Source organism: Microbacterium profundi (genome assembly GCF_000763375.1).
Lineage (GTDB): Bacteria > Actinomycetota > Actinomycetes > Actinomycetales > Microbacteriaceae > Microbacterium > Microbacterium profundi.
In genome coordinates, this window is the sequence record NZ_JPSY01000001.1 from 1,237,244 (window position 1) to 1,261,345 (window position 24,102).

23 protein-coding genes are annotated in these 24,102 nt (G+C 64.8%); 9 read left to right on the forward strand and 14 right to left on the reverse strand.

Annotation, left to right across the window (positions count from 1 at the left end):
* Positions 1–99 precede the first annotated feature (99 nt).
* Complete coding sequence (locus tag JF52_RS0105800; protein WP_033105398.1) at positions 100–1,881, forward strand: sugar phosphate isomerase/epimerase and 4-hydroxyphenylpyruvate domain-containing protein; 1,782 nt, start codon at positions 100–102, stop codon at positions 1,879–1,881.
* A gap of 184 nt (positions 1,882–2,065) precedes the next feature.
* Here the strand turns inward: JF52_RS0105800 and JF52_RS0105805 are convergent, their stop codons facing one another.
* The 7 genes from JF52_RS0105805 to JF52_RS0105840 all read right to left on the reverse strand — a co-directional run bounded on the left by JF52_RS0105805 (position 2,066) and on the right by JF52_RS0105840 (position 7,716).
* Positions 2,066–3,052 (reverse strand): SRPBCC family protein, encoded by a 987-nt coding sequence (locus JF52_RS0105805; RefSeq protein ID WP_033105399.1) that lies wholly within the window; start codon positions 3,050–3,052, stop codon positions 2,066–2,068.
* 1 nt (position 3,053) lies between these two features.
* Positions 3,054–3,446 (reverse strand): ArsR/SmtB family transcription factor, encoded by a 393-nt coding sequence (locus JF52_RS0105810; RefSeq protein ID WP_033105400.1) that lies wholly within the window; start codon positions 3,444–3,446, stop codon positions 3,054–3,056.
* A 609-nt stretch (positions 3,447–4,055) separates the two neighbouring features.
* The gene (locus JF52_RS0105815; protein ID WP_033105401.1) at positions 4,056–4,421 is read right to left on the reverse strand and encodes a rhodanese-like domain-containing protein; all 366 of its coding nucleotides are present in this window, start codon (positions 4,419–4,421) and stop codon (positions 4,056–4,058) included.
* A 32-nt stretch (positions 4,422–4,453) separates the two neighbouring features.
* Positions 4,454–4,972 carry a DUF4395 domain-containing protein gene (locus tag JF52_RS0105820; protein ID WP_033105402.1) on the reverse strand — a complete coding sequence of 173 codons (519 nt, stop codon included), beginning with the start codon at positions 4,970–4,972 and terminating at the stop codon, positions 4,454–4,456.
* Positions 4,973–4,992: 20 nt separating this feature from the next.
* Entirely contained in the window at positions 4,993–5,763 is a 771-nt protein-coding gene (locus tag JF52_RS0105825; RefSeq protein ID WP_033105403.1) for a sulfite exporter TauE/SafE family protein, read from the reverse strand.
* A gap of 17 nt (positions 5,764–5,780) precedes the next feature.
* Positions 5,781–7,190 (reverse strand): MBL fold metallo-hydrolase, encoded by a 1,410-nt coding sequence (locus tag JF52_RS0105830; RefSeq protein WP_033105404.1) that lies wholly within the window; start codon positions 7,188–7,190, stop codon positions 5,781–5,783.
* A 160-nt stretch (positions 7,191–7,350) separates the two neighbouring features.
* A complete protein-coding gene (locus JF52_RS0105840) occupies positions 7,351–7,716 on the reverse strand; it encodes a thioredoxin family protein (RefSeq protein ID WP_033105406.1) in 366 nt (121 codons plus the stop codon).
* Between the two features lie 294 nt (positions 7,717–8,010).
* Between JF52_RS0105840 and JF52_RS0105845 the strand changes: the two genes are divergently transcribed.
* Together JF52_RS0105845 and lgt (JF52_RS0105850) are read left to right on the forward strand one after the other, a co-directional pair.
* The gene (locus JF52_RS0105845; RefSeq protein ID WP_033105407.1) at positions 8,011–8,304 is read left to right on the forward strand and encodes a metal-sensitive transcriptional regulator; all 294 of its coding nucleotides are present in this window, start codon (positions 8,011–8,013) and stop codon (positions 8,302–8,304) included.
* A 168-nt stretch (positions 8,305–8,472) separates the two neighbouring features.
* Complete coding sequence (gene lgt, locus JF52_RS0105850; protein WP_033106361.1) at positions 8,473–9,360, forward strand: prolipoprotein diacylglyceryl transferase; 888 nt, start codon at positions 8,473–8,475, stop codon at positions 9,358–9,360.
* A gap of 180 nt (positions 9,361–9,540) precedes the next feature.
* Here lgt (JF52_RS0105850) and JF52_RS0105855 read toward each other — a convergent pair whose 3' ends face one another.
* From JF52_RS0105855 to JF52_RS0105875, 4 genes are all read right to left on the reverse strand, one after another.
* Positions 9,541–10,353 carry an AAA family ATPase gene (locus JF52_RS0105855; protein WP_033105408.1) on the reverse strand — a complete coding sequence of 271 codons (813 nt, stop codon included), beginning with the start codon at positions 10,351–10,353 and terminating at the stop codon, positions 9,541–9,543.
* A complete protein-coding gene (locus tag JF52_RS0105860; protein ID WP_033105409.1) occupies positions 10,353–11,738 on the reverse strand; it encodes a Mu transposase C-terminal domain-containing protein in 1,386 nt (461 codons plus the stop codon). The genes JF52_RS0105855 and JF52_RS0105860 overlap by 1 nt, the downstream gene beginning before the upstream one ends.
* 143 nt (positions 11,739–11,881) lie before the next feature.
* Positions 11,882–14,821, reverse strand: a complete 2,940-nt coding sequence (locus JF52_RS0105865; RefSeq protein WP_152594827.1) for a hypothetical protein — start codon at positions 14,819–14,821, stop codon at positions 11,882–11,884.
* 204 nt (positions 14,822–15,025) lie between these two features.
* The gene (locus tag JF52_RS0105875) at positions 15,026–16,273 is read right to left on the reverse strand and encodes an IS256 family transposase (protein WP_033105412.1); all 1,248 of its coding nucleotides are present in this window, start codon (positions 16,271–16,273) and stop codon (positions 15,026–15,028) included.
* Positions 16,274–16,885: 612 nt separating this feature from the next.
* On the opposite strand from JF52_RS0105875, the gene JF52_RS16475 reads away from it, so the two are divergent.
* From JF52_RS16475 to JF52_RS0105890, 3 genes are all read left to right on the forward strand, one after another.
* Positions 16,886–17,659, forward strand: a complete 774-nt coding sequence (locus tag JF52_RS16475; RefSeq protein ID WP_052166788.1) for a hypothetical protein — start codon at positions 16,886–16,888, stop codon at positions 17,657–17,659.
* On the forward strand, positions 17,575–18,294 hold the full coding sequence (locus tag JF52_RS16845) for an RES domain-containing protein (RefSeq protein WP_084595612.1): 720 nt from the start codon (positions 17,575–17,577) through the stop codon (positions 18,292–18,294). Before JF52_RS16475 ends, JF52_RS16845 begins: the two co-directional genes overlap by 85 nt.
* Positions 18,295–18,368: 74 nt before the next feature.
* Positions 18,369–19,172, forward strand: coding sequence for a hypothetical protein (locus tag JF52_RS0105890; protein WP_033105413.1), 804 nt, complete (start codon positions 18,369–18,371; stop codon positions 19,170–19,172).
* Positions 19,173–19,467: 295 nt separating this feature from the next.
* Here the strand turns inward: JF52_RS0105890 and JF52_RS0105895 are convergent, their stop codons facing one another.
* Both JF52_RS0105895 and JF52_RS0105900 read right to left on the reverse strand, forming a co-directional pair.
* Positions 19,468–20,676 carry an MFS transporter gene (locus JF52_RS0105895; protein ID WP_033105414.1) on the reverse strand — a complete coding sequence of 403 codons (1,209 nt, stop codon included), beginning with the start codon at positions 20,674–20,676 and terminating at the stop codon, positions 19,468–19,470.
* Entirely contained in the window at positions 20,673–21,017 is a 345-nt protein-coding gene (locus JF52_RS0105900) for an ArsR/SmtB family transcription factor (RefSeq protein WP_033105415.1), read from the reverse strand. The genes JF52_RS0105895 and JF52_RS0105900 overlap by 4 nt, the downstream gene beginning before the upstream one ends.
* A 139-nt stretch (positions 21,018–21,156) precedes the next feature.
* On the opposite strand from JF52_RS0105900, the gene lgt (JF52_RS0105905) reads away from it, so the two are divergent.
* From lgt (JF52_RS0105905) to JF52_RS0105915, 3 genes are all read left to right on the forward strand, one after another.
* The gene (gene lgt, locus JF52_RS0105905) at positions 21,157–22,170 is read left to right on the forward strand and encodes a prolipoprotein diacylglyceryl transferase (RefSeq protein ID WP_200880953.1); all 1,014 of its coding nucleotides are present in this window, start codon (positions 21,157–21,159) and stop codon (positions 22,168–22,170) included.
* A gap of 9 nt (positions 22,171–22,179) precedes the next feature.
* Positions 22,180–22,596: a YkvA family protein gene (locus JF52_RS0105910; RefSeq protein WP_033105416.1), complete on the forward strand. Its 417-nt coding sequence runs from the start codon at positions 22,180–22,182 to the stop codon at positions 22,594–22,596.
* 378 nt (positions 22,597–22,974) lie between these two features.
* Positions 22,975–23,502, forward strand: a complete 528-nt coding sequence (locus tag JF52_RS0105915) for a DUF305 domain-containing protein (protein ID WP_033106365.1) — start codon at positions 22,975–22,977, stop codon at positions 23,500–23,502.
* Positions 23,503–23,653: 151 nt separating this feature from the next.
* Here JF52_RS0105915 and JF52_RS0105920 read toward each other — a convergent pair whose 3' ends face one another.
* Positions 23,654–24,097, reverse strand: a complete 444-nt coding sequence (locus tag JF52_RS0105920) for a hypothetical protein (RefSeq protein ID WP_052166791.1) — start codon at positions 24,095–24,097, stop codon at positions 23,654–23,656.
* Positions 24,098–24,102: the final 5 nt, after the last annotated feature.

Below are 24,102 nucleotides of genomic sequence, written 5' to 3' on the forward strand. Positions count from 1 at the left end.
TGCTCGGTGGATCGGGTACTGAAGACGAATGTACTGGTTGGTACATTGATTCGGCAACACCTCTGGGAAATTAATGTACAAACTGGTACGTTCACTGCCATGCACACCTCAATCGCTTCCGTCTGCCTGTCCGGAGGACTGCTCGACAAACTCCACGCCTGCGCTGAAGCAGGGTTCGACGGCGTCGAGATCATGGACGCCGATCTCATCGCCGCGCCGGAATCCCCCGAGGAGATCCGCGCCCTGTGCGAGCGGCTCGGACTGCGGATCGACATGTTCCAGCCCTTCCGCGATGCCGAAGGCGTCACGGAAGACGTGTTCGAGGACACTCTGCGCCGCGCAGAGGCGAAGTTCGAGATCATGAACCGGCTCGGCACCGATCTGATGCTGGTGTGCAGCAACGTCGGCACCGCGACGATCGACGACGACGAGGTGGCCGCACGGCAGTTGGGTGAGCTTGCGGACAGGGCCGCGGTGCACGGCATCCGCCTCGCCTACGAGGCACTCGCCTGGGGGCGCTTCGTGGACGATTACCGTCGCACGTGGTCGATCGTGCAGCGCGCGGATCGGCCGAACCTCGGCATCTGCCTCGACAGCTTCCACATCCTCTCGCGCGGCCACGACCCAGCTGGCATCGAGGAGATCCCGGCCGAGAAGATCTTCTTCCTGCAGCTGGCCGACGCGCCGGCGCTCGACATGGACGTGCTGTCGTGGAGCCGTCATCACCGGCTGTTCCCCGGTGAGGGATCGTTCGATCTGGTGGACTTCATGACACATGTGGTGCGCGCCGGGTACACCGGCCCCTGGTCGCTGGAGGTGTTCAACGACACGTTCCGCCAGACCGATACGGTGCGCACGGCGGCGCACGCCCAGCGGTCACTGGTGTGGCTGGCCGACCGGACGGCCACGGCGAACGGCTGGGACGACGGGCGGCTCGGGTCTGCGCAGCCGGCGACGGCGCTCGACTTCGTCGAGGTCGCCGGCGCAGACCTCGCCGAGGTCGATGAGCTGCTCGCCCAGTTGGGGTTCGCCTTCGAGGGACGCCACCGCAGCAAGCCGGTGCGGCTGTGGAGCGCGGGCTCCGCGCGCGTGATCCTTAACGAGCAGGTGCGCCATGACGAGCCACGGCTTTCGGGGATCGGCCTGCAGGTTCCGGATGCCGCGGCCGCCGTCGACCGCGCGATCGCACTGGGTTCGCAGAGCATATTCCGTCGCACGTATGAAGGCGAGCAGAACCTCCGTGGCGTCCCGGCGCCGGACGGGACGCAGGTCTTCTGGAGCTCGCTGCCCGCCGAGGAATCCTGGCTGCAGGAGTTCGAGGGTGGCACCGACGCCGATGACGGTCTGGTCGGCGAGGTCGATCACATCAACCTCGCGTACGCGTGGCAGGACTTCGACGAGGCCGTGCTGTTCATGTCGAGCGCGCTGTCGCTGCATGCGGAGCCACCCGCGGATGTGCCTGGCCCTCAGGGGCTGATCCGCAGTCAGGTGATGCGCACCCCTGACGGCATCGTGCGCGTGCCGATCAACCTCGCACCTCCGACGGCGGCGCCCCCGGCTCGGCACATCGCCGTGCGGACGGATGACGTGTTCGCCGTCGCGCGGCGGGCGAAGCAGCGCGGCATCGATCACCTGCGCATCCCCGCGAACTACTACGACGATCTGTCGGCGCGGTTCGGCCTGCCCGAAGATCTGCTGGCGTCGCTGCGCGAGCTCGACCTGCTCTACGACCGCGACGCGGAGGGCGAGTTCATCCACTTCTACACGCGCACGATCGGCGACGTATTCTTCGAAGTGGTCGAGCGGCGCGGCGGGTACGACGGCTACGGCGGCGCGAACGCGCCGATCCGCCTCGCCGCGCAGCGGGCGATGGGGCGCTGAGGTCGGCCCGCCCGCACAACTCCGGAGCTTTTCGCCGGATCCGCGGTTTCGCGGCGCCGGGATGGGCCTCAACTGCAGTTTGTCCTGAGTTGTGCGGCGACCACCCGCGCACAACTCCTCGAGACCACAGCCGCAGGGCCCGGAACGCATCGGATCCGGGCCGTTCAGGTCTACTTCTGAGGAGTTATGAACGCGTGGGCTCCAGCACCTCGCGCTCGAGCCGTGCGAACGACTCCTCCATGCCGTCGGCCATGCCGGTGGCGAGGATCATGTCGCGCGTCTCCTTGTCGGGGTACTCGATGAGCACCGTGACGAGGGTGGCGCCGTCCTCTTCATAGAGGTTGAGGTCGTTGAGCGTCTGGGTCGGCATTCCCTGCATCCGCTCGGTGGTGACGGCACGGCGCGGAGCGTCGATGAGCAGCACCTCGCCCTCGAAGCCGAACGGCTCTCCCTCGGTGTCCCCGACCGGAGCCCAGGAGTTGCGGTACGACTGGCCGACCTCTGTGCCGACGACGGACTCCGTCATCTCCCAGCCGTCCGGTCCCAGCATCCACTTCTTCACAAGTTCGGCATCGTGGTGCGCGCGCCAGACCAGCTCGCGCGGACCGTTCACGAGGCGGGTGATTCGCACGTGCGTGTCGTCGAGCAGCTCGACCTGCGTGCCCTTGCCCTGCGCGTACTCGCGGAGGTCCTGCAGCACGGCATCCAACTGTGCCATCGCCATGCGCGTTCCTTCGACGGCACCCATCGCGACGACCTGCTCGAGAGCCTCGGCCGAATCGAAGTGGCTGGTGTTGATCATGCGGCTGCCGGCGTCCGTCGACTCGAAGCCGAACGTCATCCGCATCGCCGGCATGCCCTCGATCGGGTTGCCGTCGGCGTCCGCGAACGAGTCGATGACATCGAAGCCGTGCGGTTCGAGGATGTTCAGGAACTCCCACGAGCCGCCCGAGCGCTCGCCCTGCGGGCTGGTCATGTAATAGAGCGCCTTGCCGCCGACCGTGAAGTCGAACTCGGTGAAGGTTGCCGGCCATCCGGGAGGGCCCCAGAACCGCTCGAGCTGCGCAGGGTCGGTGAACGCGTGCCAGAGGCGCTCGATCGGAGCGGCGAAGTCGGCGGTGACGGTCATCGTGCGGTTCTCAGCATCCGTGCTGATGTCGGTGACAGGCATTTCAGTTCCCTCTCTTCGGTGAATTCTTCGGTGGATTGTTCGGTGATTCTCGACGCGGTGCGTCGGATGACAGGAGGTCGTCGAGGCGGGAGACGCGGGCCCGCCACAGCTCTTCGTATCGGGCCAGCAGCGCCCGAGCGCGCGCGATCATCTCAGGATTCGCGCGGACGAGCCGCTCGCGTCCCTCGGCGCGTTTGATGATGAGGCCGGCGGCCTCGAGGACCGCGACGTGCTTCTGCACCGCGGCGAAAGACATGTCGTAGTCGCCCGCAAGGGTCGACACCGACTGCTCTTCATTGATCGTGCGGCGCAGGATGTCGCGCCTCGTCGCCGTCGCCAGTGCGTGGAACACACGGTCGGTCTCCGCTTCGCTCAGTTCTCGTTGTGCAACCATTTGGTTGTACGTTACGACAAAGCGGATGCCGTGTCAAGAGGTTCTTGTGAGTTACGTCTTTAGATCGGACTAACCGCTTTACATCGGATTACCCGCCGCTCGATCGGACGTAGTCCGGGCTAAAGCAAGTGTCGGGAGATTGACAGCGGTGTGCGGCGCTGATCCTGCGGGCAAGCCACAACGCGTGACGAACCTGACGCTCCGCCCTCGGGATGGCAATGCAGCCAGCTGAGGTCACGCAGACGAGTCAGATCTTCAGACTGGCCCATGAGCGACGACGGTTTGACGAGTGAACCTCTAGACCTCGATTACGGGTGCTTTCTTGCTGACAGAGCCTGCGCCGAAACCCACACATCACCTGTTTCGGTGCCCTACGGTTTCGGCAGGGGGTTACGGCGGAGCGAGGCACGGCGTGTCGCGCTTCCCACCAGCACCGAGGATCCCCGGCCGCAAACGATCGTTTTCGGTGGGCTAAGGCGAGCAGGCTTGAACAGTCGGGGCGGGTATCTGGGGACCCCGCCCCGCCTGTGCATCGCGAGGCAGTGCTCGAGCGATGCGGTGGCGTGCTGTGCACGCAGGTACGTGCTCGTGGGGGCGAGCACGTACGTCTCAGGGCTGCACGACGGGGAGGCCTGTCGTGGCGGCGGCGTCTTCCAGGGAGCCGAGGTTGAGGAGGTCGGTGAAGCCGGCCTGCTTCATCAGGTCGATGGCGACTCCTGCCCGGTTACCTGAACGGCAGTAGACGAGGTAGGTGGCTTCGGGGTCGAGGTCCGGCAGCGCAGCTTGGAGGTCGCCGCCCGTGACGTCGAGCAGGAGGGCGCCGTCGAGGTGGCCGGTCGCGTGCTCGGCGGGGGTGCGCACGTCGATGATGACCGCGTCGGGGTCGAGGTCGGCCTGTGGTGTGGGTGTGCTGGCGCAGGAGGTGAGCGTGAGTGCGGTGATGACGGCGAGGGTGGTGAGGGTGAGGCGGCGCATGTGCGTCCTTTCGTTGTGAGGGAGCGAGGGTGTCAGCGGTCGCAGGCGCCGTTGGCGCAGTGGCGGGTGGGCTGCCTACTGAAGCGTTGGTGCAGGGCACATCCCGCGCACCACCCGAGGGTGGCTTCTAGGAGCAGGACTGTGAAGCAGGGTCCGCAGAGCCCGAGAGTCACGGGTAGCGGGACCATTCCAGCGCGCATCGTCACGCACGAGATAGCAGCGAGACCGAGGGCGAGCCACCAGGCGAAGACCTTCTGCGGCGCGCCTACCCAGTGCCGACGGCGGCGGCGTGTCAGAGCACGGCCGAGGGCGAGAGTGAGGGACAGCCGGTCGCTGATGAGTACGCGCGTCGTCATGTCGAGGAGGAAGAACATGCCGAACATCTGCAGCGGCCTGATGCTGTCGGAGGCGAGCGTGATGGTAAGAGCGGTGATGCCTATGGCGAGGAGGATGCCGGCGGCGATGCGGACGGCGTGCTCGTCGAGGACGGGCACCTCGTATCCGTCGACGTGTTCCCCGGCGCGGGGCGCGGTGTCGGTCGCGTGAGGCATCGGCTTCTTTCTGGTGGTGGTCAGGCGGAGAGCGTCTGAATGATGAGGGTGGCGAGCATGGTCAGCCCCACGGCCAGCACCAGAACCCCGAACCCGGTGCGGATGCCGGCAGCCGGGAGGCGATGCGACAGTGCCAGACCGATGAAGGATCCGGCGACGGCGAGCGCGGTGAAGGTGAGGACGATGGGCCAGTGGATGGCCACGGTCGTGATCTGGGTGAGGAAGCCGGCGGACGAGTTCACGGCGATGACTAGTAGCGATGTCCCCACTGCAGCGGCGATGGGCTGGCCGAGGAAGGTGAGGGCGGGGACGATGAGGAACCCACCGCCTGCTCCCAGTGCCCCTGTGAGGACTCCCACGCCGAGTCCCGTACCTGTCGTTCGGATCCCACGGACGACCGGCCGCGTCGGAGGGCGCCCCGCGCGTTCTCGTCGCGGCCGCATCATGGCGATCGCTGTGACGATCATGATCGCCGCGAACAGAACGGTGAGCACGGTTTCTGGTAGCAGCTGACCAGCCATCCCGCCACCGATTCCCCCGATCAAGCCGGTCGCCGCGAAGACGCCGGCGACTTTCCAGCGCACCTCGTGTCGGCGCACACGGAAGGCGGCGGAGACGGCGCTGGTGATGGCGACGACGAAGAGAGAGGAGACGATCGTCTCCCTCGTTCCGATGCCCAGGACGAGGGAGAAGATGGGGAAGGTGAGGATGGAGCCCCCGCCGCCGAGGAGCCCGAGTGCGACACCGACAAGGGCCGCGAGAGTCATCGCGAGGATGATGGAGGTGTCCACTCGAGCTCCTCGGCCGCTCAGGCGGCCGTCGGCCGAGACGGCGTCGCGGCGAGCCAGGCGTTGTAGCTGCCTTCGATCTCGATGACGTCGTGCCCGGCCCGGCGCAGGGCGCTGGCGACAACGCTATTGCGGACGCCGCTCTGGCAGTAGGTGAGGATCTTGCCGGCGGGCAGTTCGTCGGTGTGCCAGAGGGCCCGACCACCGGAGAGCTGCGCGGCGCCGGGGATGTGCCCGGCGTTGTACTCGGTACGGTTTCGCACGTCGAGGAGGAGCGCCGCGTCGACCTGGTCCAGGTCGGTGGGGGCGATCGTCTTGGGCTGCACCGTGGGGAGGCCATCGAGGGTGGTGATGAACCCGTCGACCTGATCGATGCCGACCCGCAGCAGATGATCTCGGAACCGGGCCGCGGCGTCCCCCGAGTCGATGAGGAGGACGAGCGGCCGCGTCTCGGTGTCGGGGTCGTAGACCCAGGCACCGTAGCTGGCTGCTCTCGCGACTCCGGGCACGTTCAGCGCGCCCTGAACAGTGCCCTCGTGCACGAGGGAGTGGTGGCGGGTGTCGACCATGATGACCCGGTCGGCGTCGATGTCGGCGTCAAGATCGAAGACGCTGCGCTCGAGGAGCGGAGAAAGTTCGCCCAGCACGGCCGGTCCGACGCGGTTCTGCCGCTTCATTCGTGCGAAGTAGGCGTGTGCGTCGGGCTGATCGTTCAGCAGCGTGTCGATGAATCCCTGCTCATCGCCGGCCTCGAGGTAGGGAGCCCACCAGGCGAAGCGCCGCTCGTATCCGACTGTCGAGCTCGGGACGGCGCCGAGCGCCTTGCCGCAGGCGGACCCCGACCCGTGCGCGGGGAGTACCTGCACGTAGTCGGGCAGGGTGAGGAAGTAGTCGCGGAGGCTCGCGAAAAGATCCCGTGCGCCGTCGAAGCGGGTGTCGATGCCGCCTGCGGCCTCGTCCAGCAGGTCCGGGCGTCCGACGTCCCCGACGAACACGAAGTCACCGGTGAGGACATAGCCCGGCTCGGAGGTCGTGGCGCCGTCGATGACGAGGAAGGACAGGTGCTCGGGGGTGTGCCCGGGAGTGTGGACCGCCTCGACCGTGATGTTGCCGACCGTGATGCGGTGACCGTGCATCATCCGGGTGCCGTCTTGGAACCCGACACCGTACTGCCAGTCCGGGCCGCCCTCGCCGGAGACGCACATCGTCGCCCCGGTACGGGCTGCGAGCTCGCGGGTGCCGGAGAGGTAGTCGGCGTGGATGTGGGTCTCGGTGACCGCGGTGATGGTCATGCTGTTCTTCGCGGCGAGGTCGAGGTAGACCTGGATGTCGCGGCGCGGGTCGACGACGATCGCTTCACCGGTGCGCTGGCAGCCGATGATGTAGCTGGCGTGGGCGAGATCGTCGTCGTAGAGGCGTTCGAGGAGCATAAGGGTCTCCGTCGCTTTCTTCTGGGTCAGTGCGTGCAAGTGCAGCGCTGGGATTCGGGGACGCCCGCGAGGGCTTGTTCGATGTGCTGGCCGCAGCCGTCCCAGGTGGGCTTGCCGCAGGAGGAGCAGGTGATTCGTGCGCACATGGTGCCAGGTCCTTTCAGGGGGTAGCGGTGTTGGCGAGCTGGCGGCGGACATCGTCCATGTCCAGTCCGCGGGCCTTCTCGATGAGCAGCTCGAGCTGCGGCTCGGCAAGAGCTCCCGGCTGCCGGTAGACCAGGACGCCGTCGCGGAAGACCATCAGGGTCGGAATCGAGGTGATGCGGTGGGCGGAGGCCAGAGCGGTCTCGGCCTCGGTGTCGACCTTCCCGAAGATGATGTCGGGGTGCCTGTCGGATGCGGCATCGAATACCGGGGCGAAGGCCCGGCAGGGTCCACACCACTCAGCCCAGAAGTCGATCAGCGCGATGCCCTCGGCGTGGGTGAGCTGTTCGAAGTTCCCGGTGGTCAGTTCAACGGTCGCCATCGCCGATCACCGTCCGAACAGGCGGGCGAAGAAGCCACCCCGCTGAGACTGGGCGGCCTGGACTTCGGCACGGGTATGGCTGCCATTGCACCAGTCGGATGCGGGCACGGATTTCCGCACGGATGCGACGTGCTGACCGCACCCGGTCCAGGTCGTCTTTCCACAGGTGTGGCACTTCGTTGCTCTGCACATACGCTGATCTCCTTGCTCGGCGATACCCCGGGGAGTATCAGTTCATGTGAATACGATACCCCGGGGGGTATAGTGGTTGTCAACTCGACGGAAGGACCACCCATGACCGACACCCTCGTCCCCGGCGACCCGCTCGTCCACGACCCCAAGGCCAAGCGCAAAGTCGTCAACCGCCTCAAGCGAGCTCAGGGCCAGCTGGCGGCGGTCATTACGGCCGTCGAGGACGACGCGCACTGCCGCGACGTCGTGCAGCAGCTCTCCGCCGTCTCGAAGGCCCTCGACCGGGCCGGATTCCTCGTGATCTCGACCGCGCTGCGGGAATGCCTCACCGATCCGGACGCCGACGACGTCACCTCCCCCGCCGAGTTGGAGAAGCTCTTCCTCTCCCTGGCCTAAACCGGTCAGGCCCGCTCCTCGGGGCCCTCGCCTGGTGACCTGGGAGGAGTTCGACGATTCCCGTGTCGAACACCGTTAATCTTCCCAGGGCGCTGTTCACAGGGGACCGGCGCTGAACAATGATGTGTTGAGGCATTCACAGCGATGCCAGATGAGGAGCGGTGCTTCGTGCTTTTGACGAGTCTTCCCAGCCCCCCACCGTCGTGGGCACAGTTCACCCTCGGGCCGCTCACAATCCACACCTACGCGCTGTGCATCATCGCCGGGATCATCGCCGCCGTGATCATCACCCAACGACGCCTGTCGGCACGAGGCGCGGAGGACGGCGTGGTTGTCGACATCGTCATCTGGGCTGTCCCGATCGGCATCATCGGAGCCCGGTTCTATCACGTGTTCACCCACGTCGGGGACTACTTCTATCCCGGCGCGAACCTCGGGAACATCTTCGCCATCTGGGACGGCGGCAACGCCCTCTACGGGTCCCTCCTGGGCGGCGCTGTCGGTGCGTACATCGGCTGCCGACGAACCGGCATCCGGCTTTGGTCCTTCGCCGACGCTCTCGCGCCCGCGATGCTCATCGCGCAGTCCATGGGTCGGATCGGCAACTACTTCAACCACGAACTCTTCGGGCTGCCCACCACGCTGCCGTGGGGGCTCGAGATCCTGCCGACGGACACCATGTTCCCGGACGGCCTCCCGGCCGGAACGCTGTTCCACCCGCTGTTCCTGTACGAGATCATCTGGAACTTGATCGGCGTCGCGATCATCCTCCTCCTCGAGCGCAGATACCGGTTCCGGTGGGGACGCACCTTCGCCCTCTACCTCATCTGGTACGGCCTCGGACGCAGCTGGCTCGAGGCCATCAGAATCGACCCCACCAGCGACGCCCTGTTCGGCATCCCCGCGAACGTCTGGGCATCCTTCGTCGTCGTCGCCCTCGGCATCGTCCTGTTCATCGTCCAGGGCCGGCGCCACCCCGAACCGGAACCCTCCGTGTACCAAGAAGGACGCGCGCCAGCGGTGGAACATCAGCCCAGCAGCGCAGACGCGACCTGAACACCACCCGACCCCTCCAGCTGTCAGCTAGTTCTGTCTGAGCGATCACAGACAAAACGTCTCTTGACGTGGTGCGCCGAAAATCCCTGCCGAAAGGGGATTCCGGCGATCGTTTGCGGCGCCTCATAAGGATGTGGAGTTTGCCGCTCTTTGGCGGTGTTCTGTGATCGCTTCGTGTCGCTAGTTGCCGATGACGAGAATGCTCGCGGCGGCTTCAATGACATCGTCGGTAATGGTGTCGAGCTGGTTGATCTTCAGCACGCGATTGATCTGGGGGAAGAGCCGTTCGAGCAGGCGGAAGTTGCCGCGGGTGATGCGTTCGATGGCGGCGATGGCTTGAGCGTCGGTGAAGTCGTCAGGGTCGAGAGTCCTGCCGAGTCGCTTCCAGTGGCGTTCGACAACGAAGAGGAGCTCTTCCCGGCCAAGGGCGCGGTAGTGGTGTGAGAAGCCGAGGCGGCTGTAGAGCTGGGGGTAGTGACGGAAGCGTTCGTCGATACCGGGCATGCCGATCAGGATCATCGCGAGATGCGCGCGGTCGTGACGGTCGCGGAGAAGCTCCAAGGCGGTCGGGGTGAGCCGTTCGGCTTCGTCGATGATGAGGAGCTCGACCAGGCGGGTGACGTCGTTCTGCCTGACCACTTCACCGTCGGGCATGAGGGAGCGGAGGTGCTCGTCGGCGCAGAGTCCGACTTTGATCTGCCAGTGGTCGATGTCGTGCATGAGGTCCTTGGGCCGGCAGAGGACTTCGGGTGTGTAGAAGACGGTGCGGGATCGGTTCGCCAGGGCATAGTGCTTTGCGTCGTGATCGCCTCTCGGTCCCCACGCGTTGATGTAGGGCTCGAGGGCGTCCCAGTTCGCGTAGCGGCGGGCGGAGTTGGTTTTCCCGACGCCGGCGGCGCCGTGGCAGATCCCGATGGTTTTCTCCTTTCGGACGGCGTTGGCGAACTCGGTGAAGCGTCGGTGTTCTTTGGTGACGATGAATGCCTGGTTCATCACTCGTCCTCTTCGTAGGTGCGAAGCCGTGGCCGCCGCTTGATCGGTTCGGGGGTGCGAGGTTCCTGGCGGGTGGCAACGGTCGGAATGCGATCGTGGATTGCACGACGCAGCTGCTTGCGGCGGGCGCGGCGGGCGGTTTCGATGTCGCGGAGGCTGAGGCGGAGGTTGGGGTGGGCCTCGTCGATGGCGGTGCAGATGAACGTGTCGCGGTCGTAGACGCGGATCTCGGAGATGTCCCGGGGGTCGTACCGGATCGTGATGGTGTGACCGACGAACGGCGCCAGGGTTGGGGCGAGGTAGCGCTGGCCTTGGAAGTGGATGCCGTCGCGTTGCACGACCCGGTTCTTCGGAACAGTAAGGAGCAGCCCGTCGAGCTCTTGAAGGCTCTCGGGCATCCGCGGAAGCCAGCCGTCCGCGACCCACGCATCCCGGGGTGAGATCCCCAGCTCGCTGTGGGGCCGGTCGTTGTAGGTGCCGATGAAGTCGCCGATGGCACGGTCGAGGCCTGCGAGGTCGAGCATAGGCATTGGTGTTCGGCTGCCGGGTCCGAGGTGGCCGGGGAGCGTGGCTAGGAGTTCGGTGTTGATGGTTCCGAAGAACCGTTCGATCTTCCCGCGGCCTTGGGGTCGCCCGACGGCGGAGTGGACGATCCTGATGTGCAGGGCGAGTGCGGTCTGCTCGAGGTGATGGCTGATGAAGTCGGAGCCGTGGTCGACGTGGAGGATTTCGGGGATGCCGCACATTGCCCACGCCGGGTCGGTCTTCCGCCAGATCGCCTGTCGGAGAGCGAGGGCGGTGTTGATGGCTGAGGGTGCGCCGGTGAAGACCATGTATCCGCAGATGGCGCGGGAGTAGTCGTCCATGACCGTGGTGAGCCAGGGCCGGTCGGGTTTCCCGTCCGCGCCGACGATGAGGATGTCGAGCTCGGTGTGGTCGGACTGCCACGTCTGGTTGGGGTGTTCCGCCCGGCGCCGAAAGACGAGCTCGTGCTTGTCCCGGTACGAGACCGGTCCCTCAAGTGCCAGCGTGACAAGGGCCGGATCGAGTGCCTGGACGATCTGGCGGACGGTCGCGTAACTCGGCACCGGCAGTTCGTGAGCTTCCGCCTCCGCGGAGGCGAGCCGGTGCAAGGTGGCGATGCTTGGGCGTGGCCGGGTCAGCGCCAATCGTTCGATGAACGCGACAGTCTCCGCTGATGTTCGGCGGCCCCCCTTGTCGTTGCGGTCATGAGGTTCGAGGGCTGCGATGCCGCCTGCGCGGTAGAGCTGGTGCCAGCGTTGGAGGGTGCGGGCGGAGATCCCGGTCTCCCGGGCGAGGACGGCGAGCGGGATCTGGTCTTCGACATGAAGCCGAAGAACACGCCACCGTTCGGCCGCGTCCATGAGTCACTTACACGGTGGTGCTCTCGCGGGCCGCGAAGGCCTGCTGGTGGCGGTAGAGGGTGGCTCGGCTCCAGCCGACGAGTTTCGCGGCATCTGCCGCGGTCCGGCCCTTGGCCCTGGCCTCGGTGACGAGCTTGAGTTTGTCAGCGCTCTAGCCGGTCTTGAAGGAGTCGTTCGAACCGAATGTTGCGGCGCGCACGGCGGTTCGCAAGCGCGTTGCTGACAGGCTGAGGAACATCTCCTGCCCAGGGAAGAACTCCTTGAAGGAGGTGGCGGTAGTAGACCTGAAAGGATGTCAATAAGTACTGCGGGCTGACAATGAGTCGTCCATCCGAGTCTTGCGCCAGCGGTTGCACGAGGAGCCGATGACGCCGAGTGCGCGTTTGCCAGGGCTTCCACTCCACGGCTTGCATCTGGACGGCCGTGCTCGTGAGCATCTCGATTGCAGCTTCGACACGCGTTCTTTGCGACTCATCCGCGCCCGGGCCCAGCGCATCACAGACCCACACGGTGGCCTCGGCCACGGTGACGTGGGCAGTCGTCCTGCCTGGCTCAAACGTCTCCCACTTCGCGAGCGCGGCGAGGGTGGAGAACATGTCCTGCGACGTCGCTCCCCATGCCTGCTGGAACGCATCTTCGACGTCGTCTTCTTCGTTCGCCTGTTGCAGCGAGTCGTCGTCTTGCGTGCCGTGCAGCCGAATGCCCGCAGCTGCACGGGTTAGTTCGTCGTTTCGTAGGCCCCACGCCGACGCGTCGGGATGCGGATCGTCGTCCACGGTCAGCTCGTACATCGGGCTGAGGGTGATGACTGCGGGCGCGACTTGGTGATACATCCGCTCGCTCAATGTGGTCGCGGTGAGGTACGCATCTGCGGCGGCAAGGAGACCGCTCCATGCCTGAGGAGTGATCGGCTTCGTCGCCGCCGGCTTGTCCAGGATGCGCAGGGCGGCTTCCACCACGATCTCGTTACATTGACGAAGCTGAAGTGTCTCCGCCGAGAGTTCGGCCGTGCGGGTGAGCGGATCCCATTCGGTCGAGAGATTCGCTGCGACTCGGGATAGATCGTCTTGCTGATGAATGGCGCTGTCCATCACCCTCGCCAGTTGCTCCATACCCGTCAGCACCACCTCGCTCCCATCGTGGCTCTTGATTCCTTCAGTCAGGGTTTCGAGAGCAAGGGGCGCAAGATGTTCGCGGATAAGTCGATTCGCATCATCCGCTCGGTACTCGCCAGGTTGAACGCCGGCATCGTGGAGTCGTCGCCCCAACGCCGCAACCATACGGCTTTCGTCAGAGGGTCGTAGACGCCACGGATCAGGCAGGTGATTGAGAGTGGTCCGGGCCTGCTTCATCTCCAAGACGAGAAAGGGTTTCGCTGTGCGCCACTGGTCGCGGAGCGCCGCTGCGGTGTCGACATCCATGCCTCCCGCGCGGAGCAGATCGAACACTGCGTCCGCTGTTAGGAGATTCGCCGCCTGCGGATCTCCATTCGCTGAGTCGGCGAAGCCCTCGACATCGATGCGCCACAAGAAGTTGACCGGTTCGTCGATGGCACGCACGTGCGGGTCGAGATACGGCGTGACCACACCGGACGGTTCACCCGAGACCGTTTCCGACGCGTGGAGGTAGAGGACATATCCGGGCACATCGATCCCCTGGTGCGCGAAACGCCATCGGCCACCAAGCGCAGCGAAGCCGTAGATTAGCCCGCCGCATAAGTCGAAGACGAACCGTCGGTGGTCGGCAGATGCTTCCTCCAGGCCCGCCCGCGCCACGGCAACGGGAGGTTCGGTGAGAGCGAGGGACCACCCGTCAACACCCGGCGCGATGTTGACACCGCGGATGGCGTCGTACCTGGGGTCACCTGCGATCATCGCGACGTTTGCGACGGGCCCCGGGGCGACTTCTGCCGCTCGGAGGTCTCGAATCGGGGGAAGCCCAACCCTGAGGAGCGCCACTTCGAGATCCGATAGCTCTACCGCTCGATCCCACTCGGCCTCGCCCGCGTGCGCTTCAAAGTAGACGCCATTGGGTACCACGCCACCCTTGAAAAACGACTTGCCATTGGCTTTCCATGGCTCCCAGTAGTTGATCGCCTCCCACCCGAAACTCTCAGGGAAATCGGGAGCGCTCAGATCCCGCGCGAATGCGTAGAGATCATCGTCGGACGTGGCCGTTTCCGCGATCCAGGTCAGGTCTTCGAGCGCGAGTCTTGCCTCGCCGACCGCCTGCGGCACAGCGATGTGACCGGGCGCAGCGAACACCGTCAACGGGATGACCTCCGCGCCCGACTTGATGGTTCCTCGTCGCCCGCCCGCCATCCGCACCGGCACAGGGCCTGATTGCGACCTCACCTGTTTCGCCAGCTCCACTGAGCCGATGTATGGCGGCGGCGCGGCCCCCAGGTCGGGGACGTAGATGACCGAGACGGCGATGAAAGTAGACGGATTCACCGGTACCAACCACTGAACGTCAATCCCTCGAAGCGGGCTGGCGGCGCCTTCGCTGGAGGGCGGGGGTTCGATCAAACGGTGGGAAAAACGCCACAGGGCCTGACGGATCTGGTTCAGGCAAGAGCTCCGGAGGGCCTTTCGTGCTTGGCCGTCTCGGTCGAGCGCAGACACCAGCTCTCGGGCGGCATGAGCCATAATCTCCGGAATGAAGAGTGGCGGCACCCATCGGTGTCCACCCGCCGAGTCAGCAAAGCGAAGGAACCTTTCGAACGGACTGGAGAGACTCTCCACGTCGAACGCGGCCCTACCTGCGGAGTTCGTCATCCATTCCAACGCCCTCTTGTCAGCCTCACCGAGTTCGATGTGGTCGAGGGGGTCCAGGTTGAGGAAGGCCCGCGTCGCTTCGACCTCAACGTCCGGCAATGAGACCTCATCGTTGAGCTCCAGGTCCGGGGCTGGCACCCATGCGTCCGCAAGGTGGCGCACGCAGAAATCGCCGTACCTCATCGCCACGTTCACCACGTTCGCGATACCGAATCGAAATCGCCGGTGGAGGCGACCGTCTACCGCTTCCGCCATTCTGAGCGCACGCGTGAGGTCGGCGACCGGCCGTTCGGTGAGGCCAGGCACCGCGCGCAGCGGCTCCGAGCCGACGGCGAGGAAGGCTGGTCGGGTGGGGTCTGTGGCGATGAAATCTTCACGCTCCAGGCCGATCCCATAGGTGGTAGCCGCTAGATCGGATAGTGCTTGGATCGATGGCAGCGGTTGGTACCCGTCCGGCGCCGGAGGGTCAAGTCCCGGGTAGTGGTGTAGCGCTGTCCTTCGGTGTGAGGGTTAGGCGCTGAGCTCGAGAACGGTGTCGGTGACCTCCTCCGCTCCGCTGTCGGGGACGAGGGTGAGGCGGCTTTTGGCGAGGATATCGAGGCCGAGGTAGCGGCGTCCTTCGGCCCATTCGTCGGTTTGCTCGGCGAGGACTGCGCCGACGAGGCGGATGATCGCGTCGCGGTTGGGGAAGATGCCGACGCTGTCGGTGCGGCGACGAATCTCCCGGTTCAACCGCTCGTTCGGGTTGTTGGACCAGATCTGTGCCCAGAGCCCGTCCGGGAACTCGGGGAACGCGAGGATGTCGGCTCTGGCGGCGTCGAGGTGGGCGTGTGCGGCGGGGAGTTTGTCTTCGACGTAGTCCAGGAGCCGGTCGAACTGCGCGTTCACGCTGGCCGCGTCGGGTTGGTCGTAAACGGAGTGCAGCATCGCTTTCACCGCCGGCCACATGCTCTTCGGGCAGACGGACATCAGGTTCGCGGCGTAGTGGGTGCGGCAGCGTTGCCAGGACGCGCCTGGCAGGTTCGCAGCGATCGCTTCGACCAGCCCTGCGTGGGCGTCACTAGTGACGAGGCGGACGCCAGTGAGTCCGCGGGCGACGAGGTCGGCGAAGAAGCTGGACCAGGCCGCCCCTGTCTCGCTCGTTGCGACGCGGACGCCGAGAACCTCACGGCGCCCGTCGGCGTTCACGCCCGTCGCGACGAGGACGACCGCGTTGATGACGCGGCCGCCTTCGCGGACCTTCATCGTGAGAGCGTCGGCGGCGACGAACGTGAACGGGCCCGCATCGCCGAGGGGGCGGTGGCGGAACTGGTCGACGTTCTCATCCAAGTCCGCGGCCATCCTGGAGACCTGCGACTTCGACAGGGAGTGGATCCCGAGTGTCTTGACGAGCTTGTCCATCCGGCGGGTGGAGACTCCGGCGAGGTAGCAGTCCGCGATCACGGTGATCATCGCGGCCTCGGACCTCTTGCGGCGTTCCATGAGCCATTCGGGGAAGTAGGTGCCCTGGCGCAGCTTCGGGACAGCGACATCGATCGTCCCGACGCGGGTGTCCAGGTCTCGGTGTCGGTAACCGTTGCGCTGTGCGATGCGTTCGGGGCTCGACGTGCCCCATTCCGCGCCGACAACAGCATCGGCATCCGCGGACAGCAGTGCGTTGATCATGGTCTGCAACAGGTTGCGCATCAAATCCGGCGACGCGTCAGAGAGCGCTTCGGAAAGAACGCCGGCAGGGTCGACAATATGAGGAGCGGTCATCGTGATGATTCCTTTTCGAGTGAGAAGTAGAGAGCTTTCTCGAAGGATCACACGGTGACCGCGTTTACGTCGTGAACGACGTGCCAGACCACCGTGCGCTACACCACTATGCGGGACTCAACTCGCCGGAGCGGCGGAGGCTCGTAGCGCAGCCGCGAAACTGCTTCCCAATGTCACCGACCGATGCCTGTTGCCCGGGGACGTGGCGGCGGCGAAAATCAACGTCCAGAGCTCATCCGGATCGTACGCTGACAAGGCCAGTTCGAGTGCGTCTGGCTCCCGTCGCGCGGCGCTCACCGCCGGCCGTTGAGATCGAGACCGCTTGCTTCTCCGAGTTTTCTTGCTCTTCCCCACGCAAGCATTCAAGCGTAGGCCAACGACATCCTCGTTGATTGCTACGCGATGAATACGTCGCGCCGGGCAGGAAGGTGGCCAAGAGTTGGGAGCCGCCTTGAACGCGCGCACGACATGCCTCCCACAACGCCGCTGCTCCCGGCCCAGGGAGCGCTTGACCGCTCTCACCTTCGGCACCACGCGGGGATGCATACACGCAAAAGCTCGCGTAAGATAATGCGTGTACGCACTAACCAGATGCCGACACGAGGAGGCAAGATGGCTGTGAAGAAAAGTCGCGCCCGCGCCGCCTCCGCTCACGTCGCCGCTCGCGAGACGACTGTGGGCCGCGGCACCGCGACAGGTCGATTCCTCGACGGGAAACCGAAGCTCGTCGTGGCGACCAAGGCCCCAGAAAAGACCGACGTGCAAGCCGGTGTCGAGCGCCTTGCACAGGTGGCGAAGACGTCAAACGTCGACGTATCCGTGTTCAACGCACTCATCGACGAGCTCGCCGATGCCATGACCGACCGTCAATCGACCGAGCTGGGCCTCACAGAGCAGGAAGCCAACTTCCTGATCGAGTCCGGCGATTTCACTCCGGAGGAGTTCGCCGAGGCAGCCGCATTCGTCACCAGCGGCGGGCTCGCCAAGCTCGAACGCGAGACTCACGTGCGCGCCCTGACCAACACCTACACCGCATCCGAAGTCGCAGCGCTCCTCGGCATCGATGCCTCCAGTGTGCGTCACCGCCAGAGCAAGAACACCCTGTACGGCTTCCGGGCGGGAAGGATCCGCCTCTACCCTCGATGGCAGTTCATTCCCGGCGAAAAGGTCTCGACGATCCCCCACCTCCCCCTACTCGTCCGAGCGATCCCGTCCGACTGGGATCCGGCCGACGTCGAAGGCTTCATGACAACACCTCAAGACGACTTGCGGTCGAGCGATGAGTCTGTCGACCCCCAGGAATGGATGACGCCGATCGAGTGGCTGGCTGCCGCGAAGGATCCTGCACCCGTAGTGGACATCCTCGAAGACGCCGACATCACGTGAGCCCGTCGAACGCGAAAGTCCCCGCAACACCCCCGGCGCCGCTCACACTCGACGCTAGCGAGCACCTGAGATCATTCGATGGGATCCTCTGGAGGGTCTTCGCTACAAGAGGTGCTCACCCACAGGCGTGGGATGAGCTGCGGCACTTCGGGCCGATCAGAACCATGCGCTTTGACCCGCATCCCGAGCCCCAGCAGCATCATGCCGATTATGGCGTGATGTACGCAGCTGCTGGATCTACGACAGCTCTCGGCGAGGTTTTTCAGAAGAGCCGATTAATCAATCGGCGCGTTCGTGGAAACACCCTCGCGGCTTGGCGGCCGACGCGTGAGCTTCAGTTGCTGGACCTCACCAGCAACTGGCCCGTGATCAACGGCACGACCTCTTCGATCCAGATGGGGCCGAAGCGATACACACGGAACTGGGCGAATGCGATCCATGACCAACTTGGGTCGAGCATCGACGGGCTCTACCACGTGTCATCGATCGACTTCGGCCCGATGGTGACGCTGTTCTCGCCCGCCGAGGACTCGTTCCCGCAGCTGCCGTTGGTGCACACCCGACTGGACGCCTCCAGTGCGAACGTGTACCTCGCGAAAGCCGTGAAAAGACTCGGCTACCGCGTCAAGAAGTAGAACCACCCCAGGACAGCAATCTGCGATTGCTCGCATCATCAGATGACGCTCGATCCACCCGTACGCTCAGTACTATGACACAGCGTTCCACCTTGCAGACTCTCGGCGGTGCTGTCGAAGGATTCCGGGACTTCGCGGCGGCGATCAAGAGTGGAGTGCCCACCGTTCGAAAGGGGTCGATGGCGGAGGAAGATCAAGCCCTCTCCGCAAACATCGTCATCCCTCATGCCATAGTCTCCGGGCTCGTCCTCACCGTTGCAGACCACGTATCCGCCTGGGCGGAGCTTGCCGCTAGCCCCGAGAAGGACGTGTTGCTCCTTCATATGCAGGCTGACTACACGTTGTTCCGTCCTGTCTTGGAGGGGCTCGTGGAGGTCATCTGGATTCTGGACGGCACCGATTCCCTTTCTAGAGCCCGCAGGGCACTTGAGATTGCTCGGATCGAGTACAAGCACGGGCTGAAGCTGACCAACGCTCTGCGCAAAGCGCGAACGCCGGATGACAAGACCGAACAGGGAATAGCAGCACTCGGACGTTTTCTCAGGACCACGGCGAGCAACCTCGGATACGATCCGGAGGACGTTCTCAGCGCACCATTGATCGATCCCTCCTCGATCACAAGGAAGATAGCGAATCGCGTTCCAGGCCCCACATTGCAGACCTTCAACTATTGGGCGATAACCTCGGCCCACGCGCACGGGCAGTTCATCACCACTCTGCGCCACGCGATCGAGACGCCCCCATCTACGCCTCAGATGGGCGGGGCTCTGTACGAACCAGACGAGGAGCTGATTGCAGACCTCATCAAGTTCATTGGGAAGCTGCTCGAGATCGCAATCAACCTACTAAACGAACAGGGTTACGAGCTTCGACGCTAGCGTTGTCCTGCTTCGCCGATCGGGGAACGCTGGGTCGCCGAGATGCGTGCCATGGGGATTCAGAACTCTCTGAGGCGAAATGTCTGACCCGATCCGTATGATCGGATCAGCCCCGTCGCGAGGCAGTGAACTTAGCGCTTTACATCGGACTTAGTCCGATTTCATCGCGATTCTGACATTCTTTGTCGGAGCCGCGTTGAGGTGACACAAACCAGCTTTAGGTGACACAGGCGAGAGCTGCCGTGCAATTGAGTGTCAGAGCGACGCCGATGCCACTCAATGTTTCGATAGGTCTTCAGGTCGTTGTCCGGCGGCGGAGAAGGAGCGCAGCGGTTGTTCCGAGGACGCCGACGCCGGCGAGGGCTCCGGCGGCGGCGGGAAGGCTCGTGGCACCCAGCCATCCGGCGAGCGGGTAGGTGACGAGGAAGCAGGCGTGGGAGAGAGCGAATTGGGTGGTGTAGACAAGGTTGCGGTTTGCTGGCGTGGAGGCTTCCGCGAGCAGCCTCGAGGAGGGTGTGTTGATCAGGGAGGTCCCGGCGCCGAGTACCGACCAAACGGTCAGCAGAGCCCACCACCCGGCACCAGTGTCCACCGCGATGATCGTGATACCGACCGCTGCGATGAGTCCGCTGACGACCACGGCCGTGCCGGCAAGCATGGTGCGGGTTACCCCGATGCGCTCGACGATCCAGGGAATGTTCAACGCCACCACCAGCGAGCCGACACCATAAGCGCCGAGCGTGACGGCGAGGGCTGCGTCGTCGAAGCCGAACACGCCCTTGGCATAGACGACGGAGTTCACCAGAACGAGCGCGGTGCCGGCGGCGACGACGATATTAGTGAGCATCAGAAACCGCAGGCTGGGCGAGCGGGCGAACACACGCATTCCGATCGACAGCCGCTGCCAGAACGAGGATGCCGGCTGATCGTGCAGCAACGACGGGAATCTGGTGGTCAACACGAGCACGGCTGATGCTGCGAAGCCGACGACGGTGCCCAGGAACAGGTTGTTGTAGCTGATCACGGCCAAAAGAGCCGCGGCAACGAGAGGACTCAGCAACGCTTCAAGGTCGTAAGCCAGGCGGGAGAGTGCCAGTGCCCGTGTGTAGTCGCGTGGCTCAGGGAGCACGGAGGGGATCAGCGACTGAAACGCGGGCGTGAATGTCGCGGATGCGGACTGCAGCACGAACACCAGCGCATAGATCTGCCAGGTCTCAGTCACGAACGGCAGCATCATCGCGATCAGCAGCCGGATCACGTCGGAACTGACGAGGACGGCCTTTTTCGGGAGCCGGTCCACGGTCGCGGCGATCAGGGGTGCGACTCCGACGTACGCGACCATCTTGATCGTCAACGCGGTCCCCAGCACTGACCCTGCCGCGGCGCCAGCCAGATCGAACGCCAGTAGTCCGAGTGCGACGGTGAGCAGCCCGGTGCCGACTAGTGCGATCACCTGCGCGGAAAACAACGACCGGTATGTGCGGTTGCGAAGGACCTGGATCATGTGTGGTGGTGGGGAGTGTCTTCGACAGCGTGCTCCGCTTGCAGGATCGCTTCAGTGACCAGGCGCTGCGCGTGCTCGTCCGTGAGCCGGTAGAACATCCGGTTGCCGTCCTGGCGAACCCGCACGACCTTCCCCCACCGCAACTTCGCCAGATGCTGCGACACAGCCGCCGGGCTGCGATCCACGAGTTCGGCGAGAGCACTCACCGACAGTTCCCCCTCTTGGAGGGCGAGGATGATGCGAATCCGTGTCGCATCTGCGAGCAGCCGGAACACCTCCACCGCCACCTCAACGAACGGACCGTCCGGCTGCAGTCGATCCATATTAGTATCTGCATGCATGCTTACAGACTAAGGTAGATCATGGTTCGCACGTGCCGTGGTCGCGGTAGGCCGATGCCGGATCGGCTCGGTGCTGGCCGCCCATGGCGCAACGCTGTCGCCTAGGGTTCCTAGTCGGAGTCGAGTTAGAGGAGGCGCCATGATCGCCGTCGTACCGCTGAGTATCCCAAGTCCGGATCCCTCGTGGGCGAGCTTCCAGATCGGCCCGCTCACCGTGCATGTGTATGCGCTGTGCATCATCGCCGGGATCACCGCTGCGGTGCTGATCACCGATCGTCGGCTCCGCGCGCGCGGAGTTGCTCCGTGGACCGCCATCGACGTCGCGTTGTGGGCGGTGCCGCTGGGGATCATCGTCGCGCGTTTCTATCATGTGTTCACCCATGTCACGGACTACTTCTATCCCGGCGCGAACTTGTGGAACGTGTTCGCGATCTGGGACGGCGGCAACGCGATCTACGGGGCCCTTCTCGGCGGCGCGCTCGGCGTCTACATCGGGTGCCGTCGCACCGGGCTCCGGTTCTGGGTCTTCGCCGACGCGCTCGCTCCCGCTCTCCTCGTCGCCCAGGCCATCGGCCGGCTCGGGAACTATTTCAACCAGGAACTCTTCGGCCTCCCCACCACGCTGCCCTGGGGATTGGAGATCCTGCCGACCGCACCGATGTTCCCCGACGGTGTACCGGCGGGCACCCTGTTTCATCCACTGTTCTTGTACGAGATGATCTGGAACCTGCTCGGTGCGGCCCTCATCGTTGCGCTGGAGCGGCGTTTCGTTCGGGGCTGGGGGCGCAGCCTCGCGCTCTACCTGGTCTGGTACGGCCTCGGTCGCAGCGGGCTGGAAGCGATCCGCATCGATCCCACCAGTGATGCGCCCCTCGGCATCCCCGCCAACATCTGGGCATCCTTCGCCGTCGTCCTCGTCGGCATCGGCCTGCTCGTCATCCAGAGCATCCGCCACTCCGATCCGGAACTCTCGCCCTACCGCCCCGGGAGGACTCCCCCTCCTGCTGATTCCGCCGCCGGGGAGGACTCCAGAGGCGAAAATCACGTACGCGAGCAGTCGCACGAGCACACGGACGACACGGGTGCGGTTTCGCCTCGCGGAGGGGCGCCCGGTCCGGGAGCCACGGGTCACGCGCGACACGAGGCCGGTTGAGGATCGCGCATGCCGTACTGGTTGCAGATTCTTCTCAGCGTCCTCGGGAGTATCGCGCTCCTGTGGGGCGCGCTGATGATTGTGCTGATTGTTCACTACCGACGAGCTGACCGCTCCATCGATTGGCGGGAAATCGCCCGGCTCGCACCCGACGCAGTAAGGCTCATCACACGTCTGGCCTTCGACACGGCGGTGCCGCGCCTCACACGTTGGTGGCTGGGTGGCCTCCTCGCCTACCTGTTGCTGCCGATCGACCTGGTCCCAGACTTCATCCCGATACTCGGATACCTCGACGACGCGATCCTCGTCGCGATCGGGTTGCGCTTCGCCATCACGCACGCCGGCATGGACGCCCTCGAACGAAACTGGCCAGGAACAGCCGACGGGCTTGCCGCTCTCGTCGCGATCACCAGAACGCGCGAGTAGCGCCACAGGGGCGCGTTCAGCACCAAAGCCCACACCTTTCGCGGATGCGGCGTCGCTGTCAGCATTGTCCGGCTACCCCAAGGGGGTACAGCATTCAACCCCCTTGCGGCTGTGCTGAGGCGCGCGAAGCGTAGTAGTCGTCGAACGATCAACTACAAATGCGAGCTGCACGAAGGCATGCACGAACGCTGGCGCATCGGTGGCCAAGCGTGCCGACACTGTGAGCGGGCGTGTGCGGAACTGCTCCAGGTGCTCTGACGGCGCTTCGACACCTCGGCACGCGCCGAACACCGAAACGAAGGGAAGTGCCCTATGGAGACACACAAGAAAACCCGCACCGACCAGGAGCAGCACGGACCCCGCAGCAAGCAGGTGAACATGTACATCCGATTTGCGGCGATGATCCTCACCGCGATGGTGGTGATGTACTGGGTAATGTTCGTGGGCTCATGGGAATGGGGTCACGTCCGCTTCAGTGAAAGCCGCGTGTTCATGACGCTCACCATGGGGGGCACGATGGTGCTCATCATGCTCGGCTGGATGTTGAGCATGTATAAGAACACCAAAGCCAATATCGCGATCATCACGGTGGGTGTCCTGCTAATCGGAGGCGGCGTCTTCCTTGACCGCAGTCAAATCACTGTTGACGACGCGGCCTTCATGCGCGCCATGATCCCGCACCATTCTCTGGCGATCACCCGTGCCGAACGCGCCCAGATCCAGGACGTCCGCGTCTGCGAGCTCGCGGTCGAGATCAGCGAAGCGCAGCGCCGCGAGATCCTCGAAATGGACTGGCTCATCCGAGACATCGAACGCAATGGCGTCGCGACAACGCCTGAGCAAGCACAGACCCGACCCGTTCCGGTCTTCGAGGAATCAGCGGAGCGTGCATGCCCCGCTGAATAGCGTTCACCATGGTGACGGGTACTTGTGCCGATTGCTGCAGCGGACCGCCGACAGCAGCAACGTTGGGCACTGCAGCTGCTCGCCTCGGCCGAGACCTCCCCCGTTGCCCTCCACGATGTGACGCCTGGGAAGTCGGGCTGGGGCACGACAATCAGGTATTGCTCTTCCGCTTCTGGCGTGCGGACCGCGCTGCAGGCACGGTGTCCGGGTCCTCCAGTTCGTGGCGGCTGCGGCGGGTGGGGGTGAAGGTGTGGATGTCGACGAGCGTGGGTGGCTGCACCGACCAATGGTCAGCGCCGGTGACCCAGTCGATCAGGTCGGCGGTGACGTCAGCGTCGTTGACCTCGCCCAGCCAGACCGGCTCGGCGCCGCGGGAGCGATCTTTCTGGCCGAGAACGACGACGATGACGTTGGAGTGCTCGCACGCGTCGAGGCACTTGCTGACCAGCACCTCGGCCGCACCGCTCACGCCGGAACGGATGGCAGCGAGTTGCGCGGCGTGATCGAGGGTGGGGTGCTTTCGCCGGCTCCCGCAATCGCCGCCGCGGCAGACGATGACCAGCGCGTTCTCGGACTCCAGCACCGAGGCGGCCATGGCGG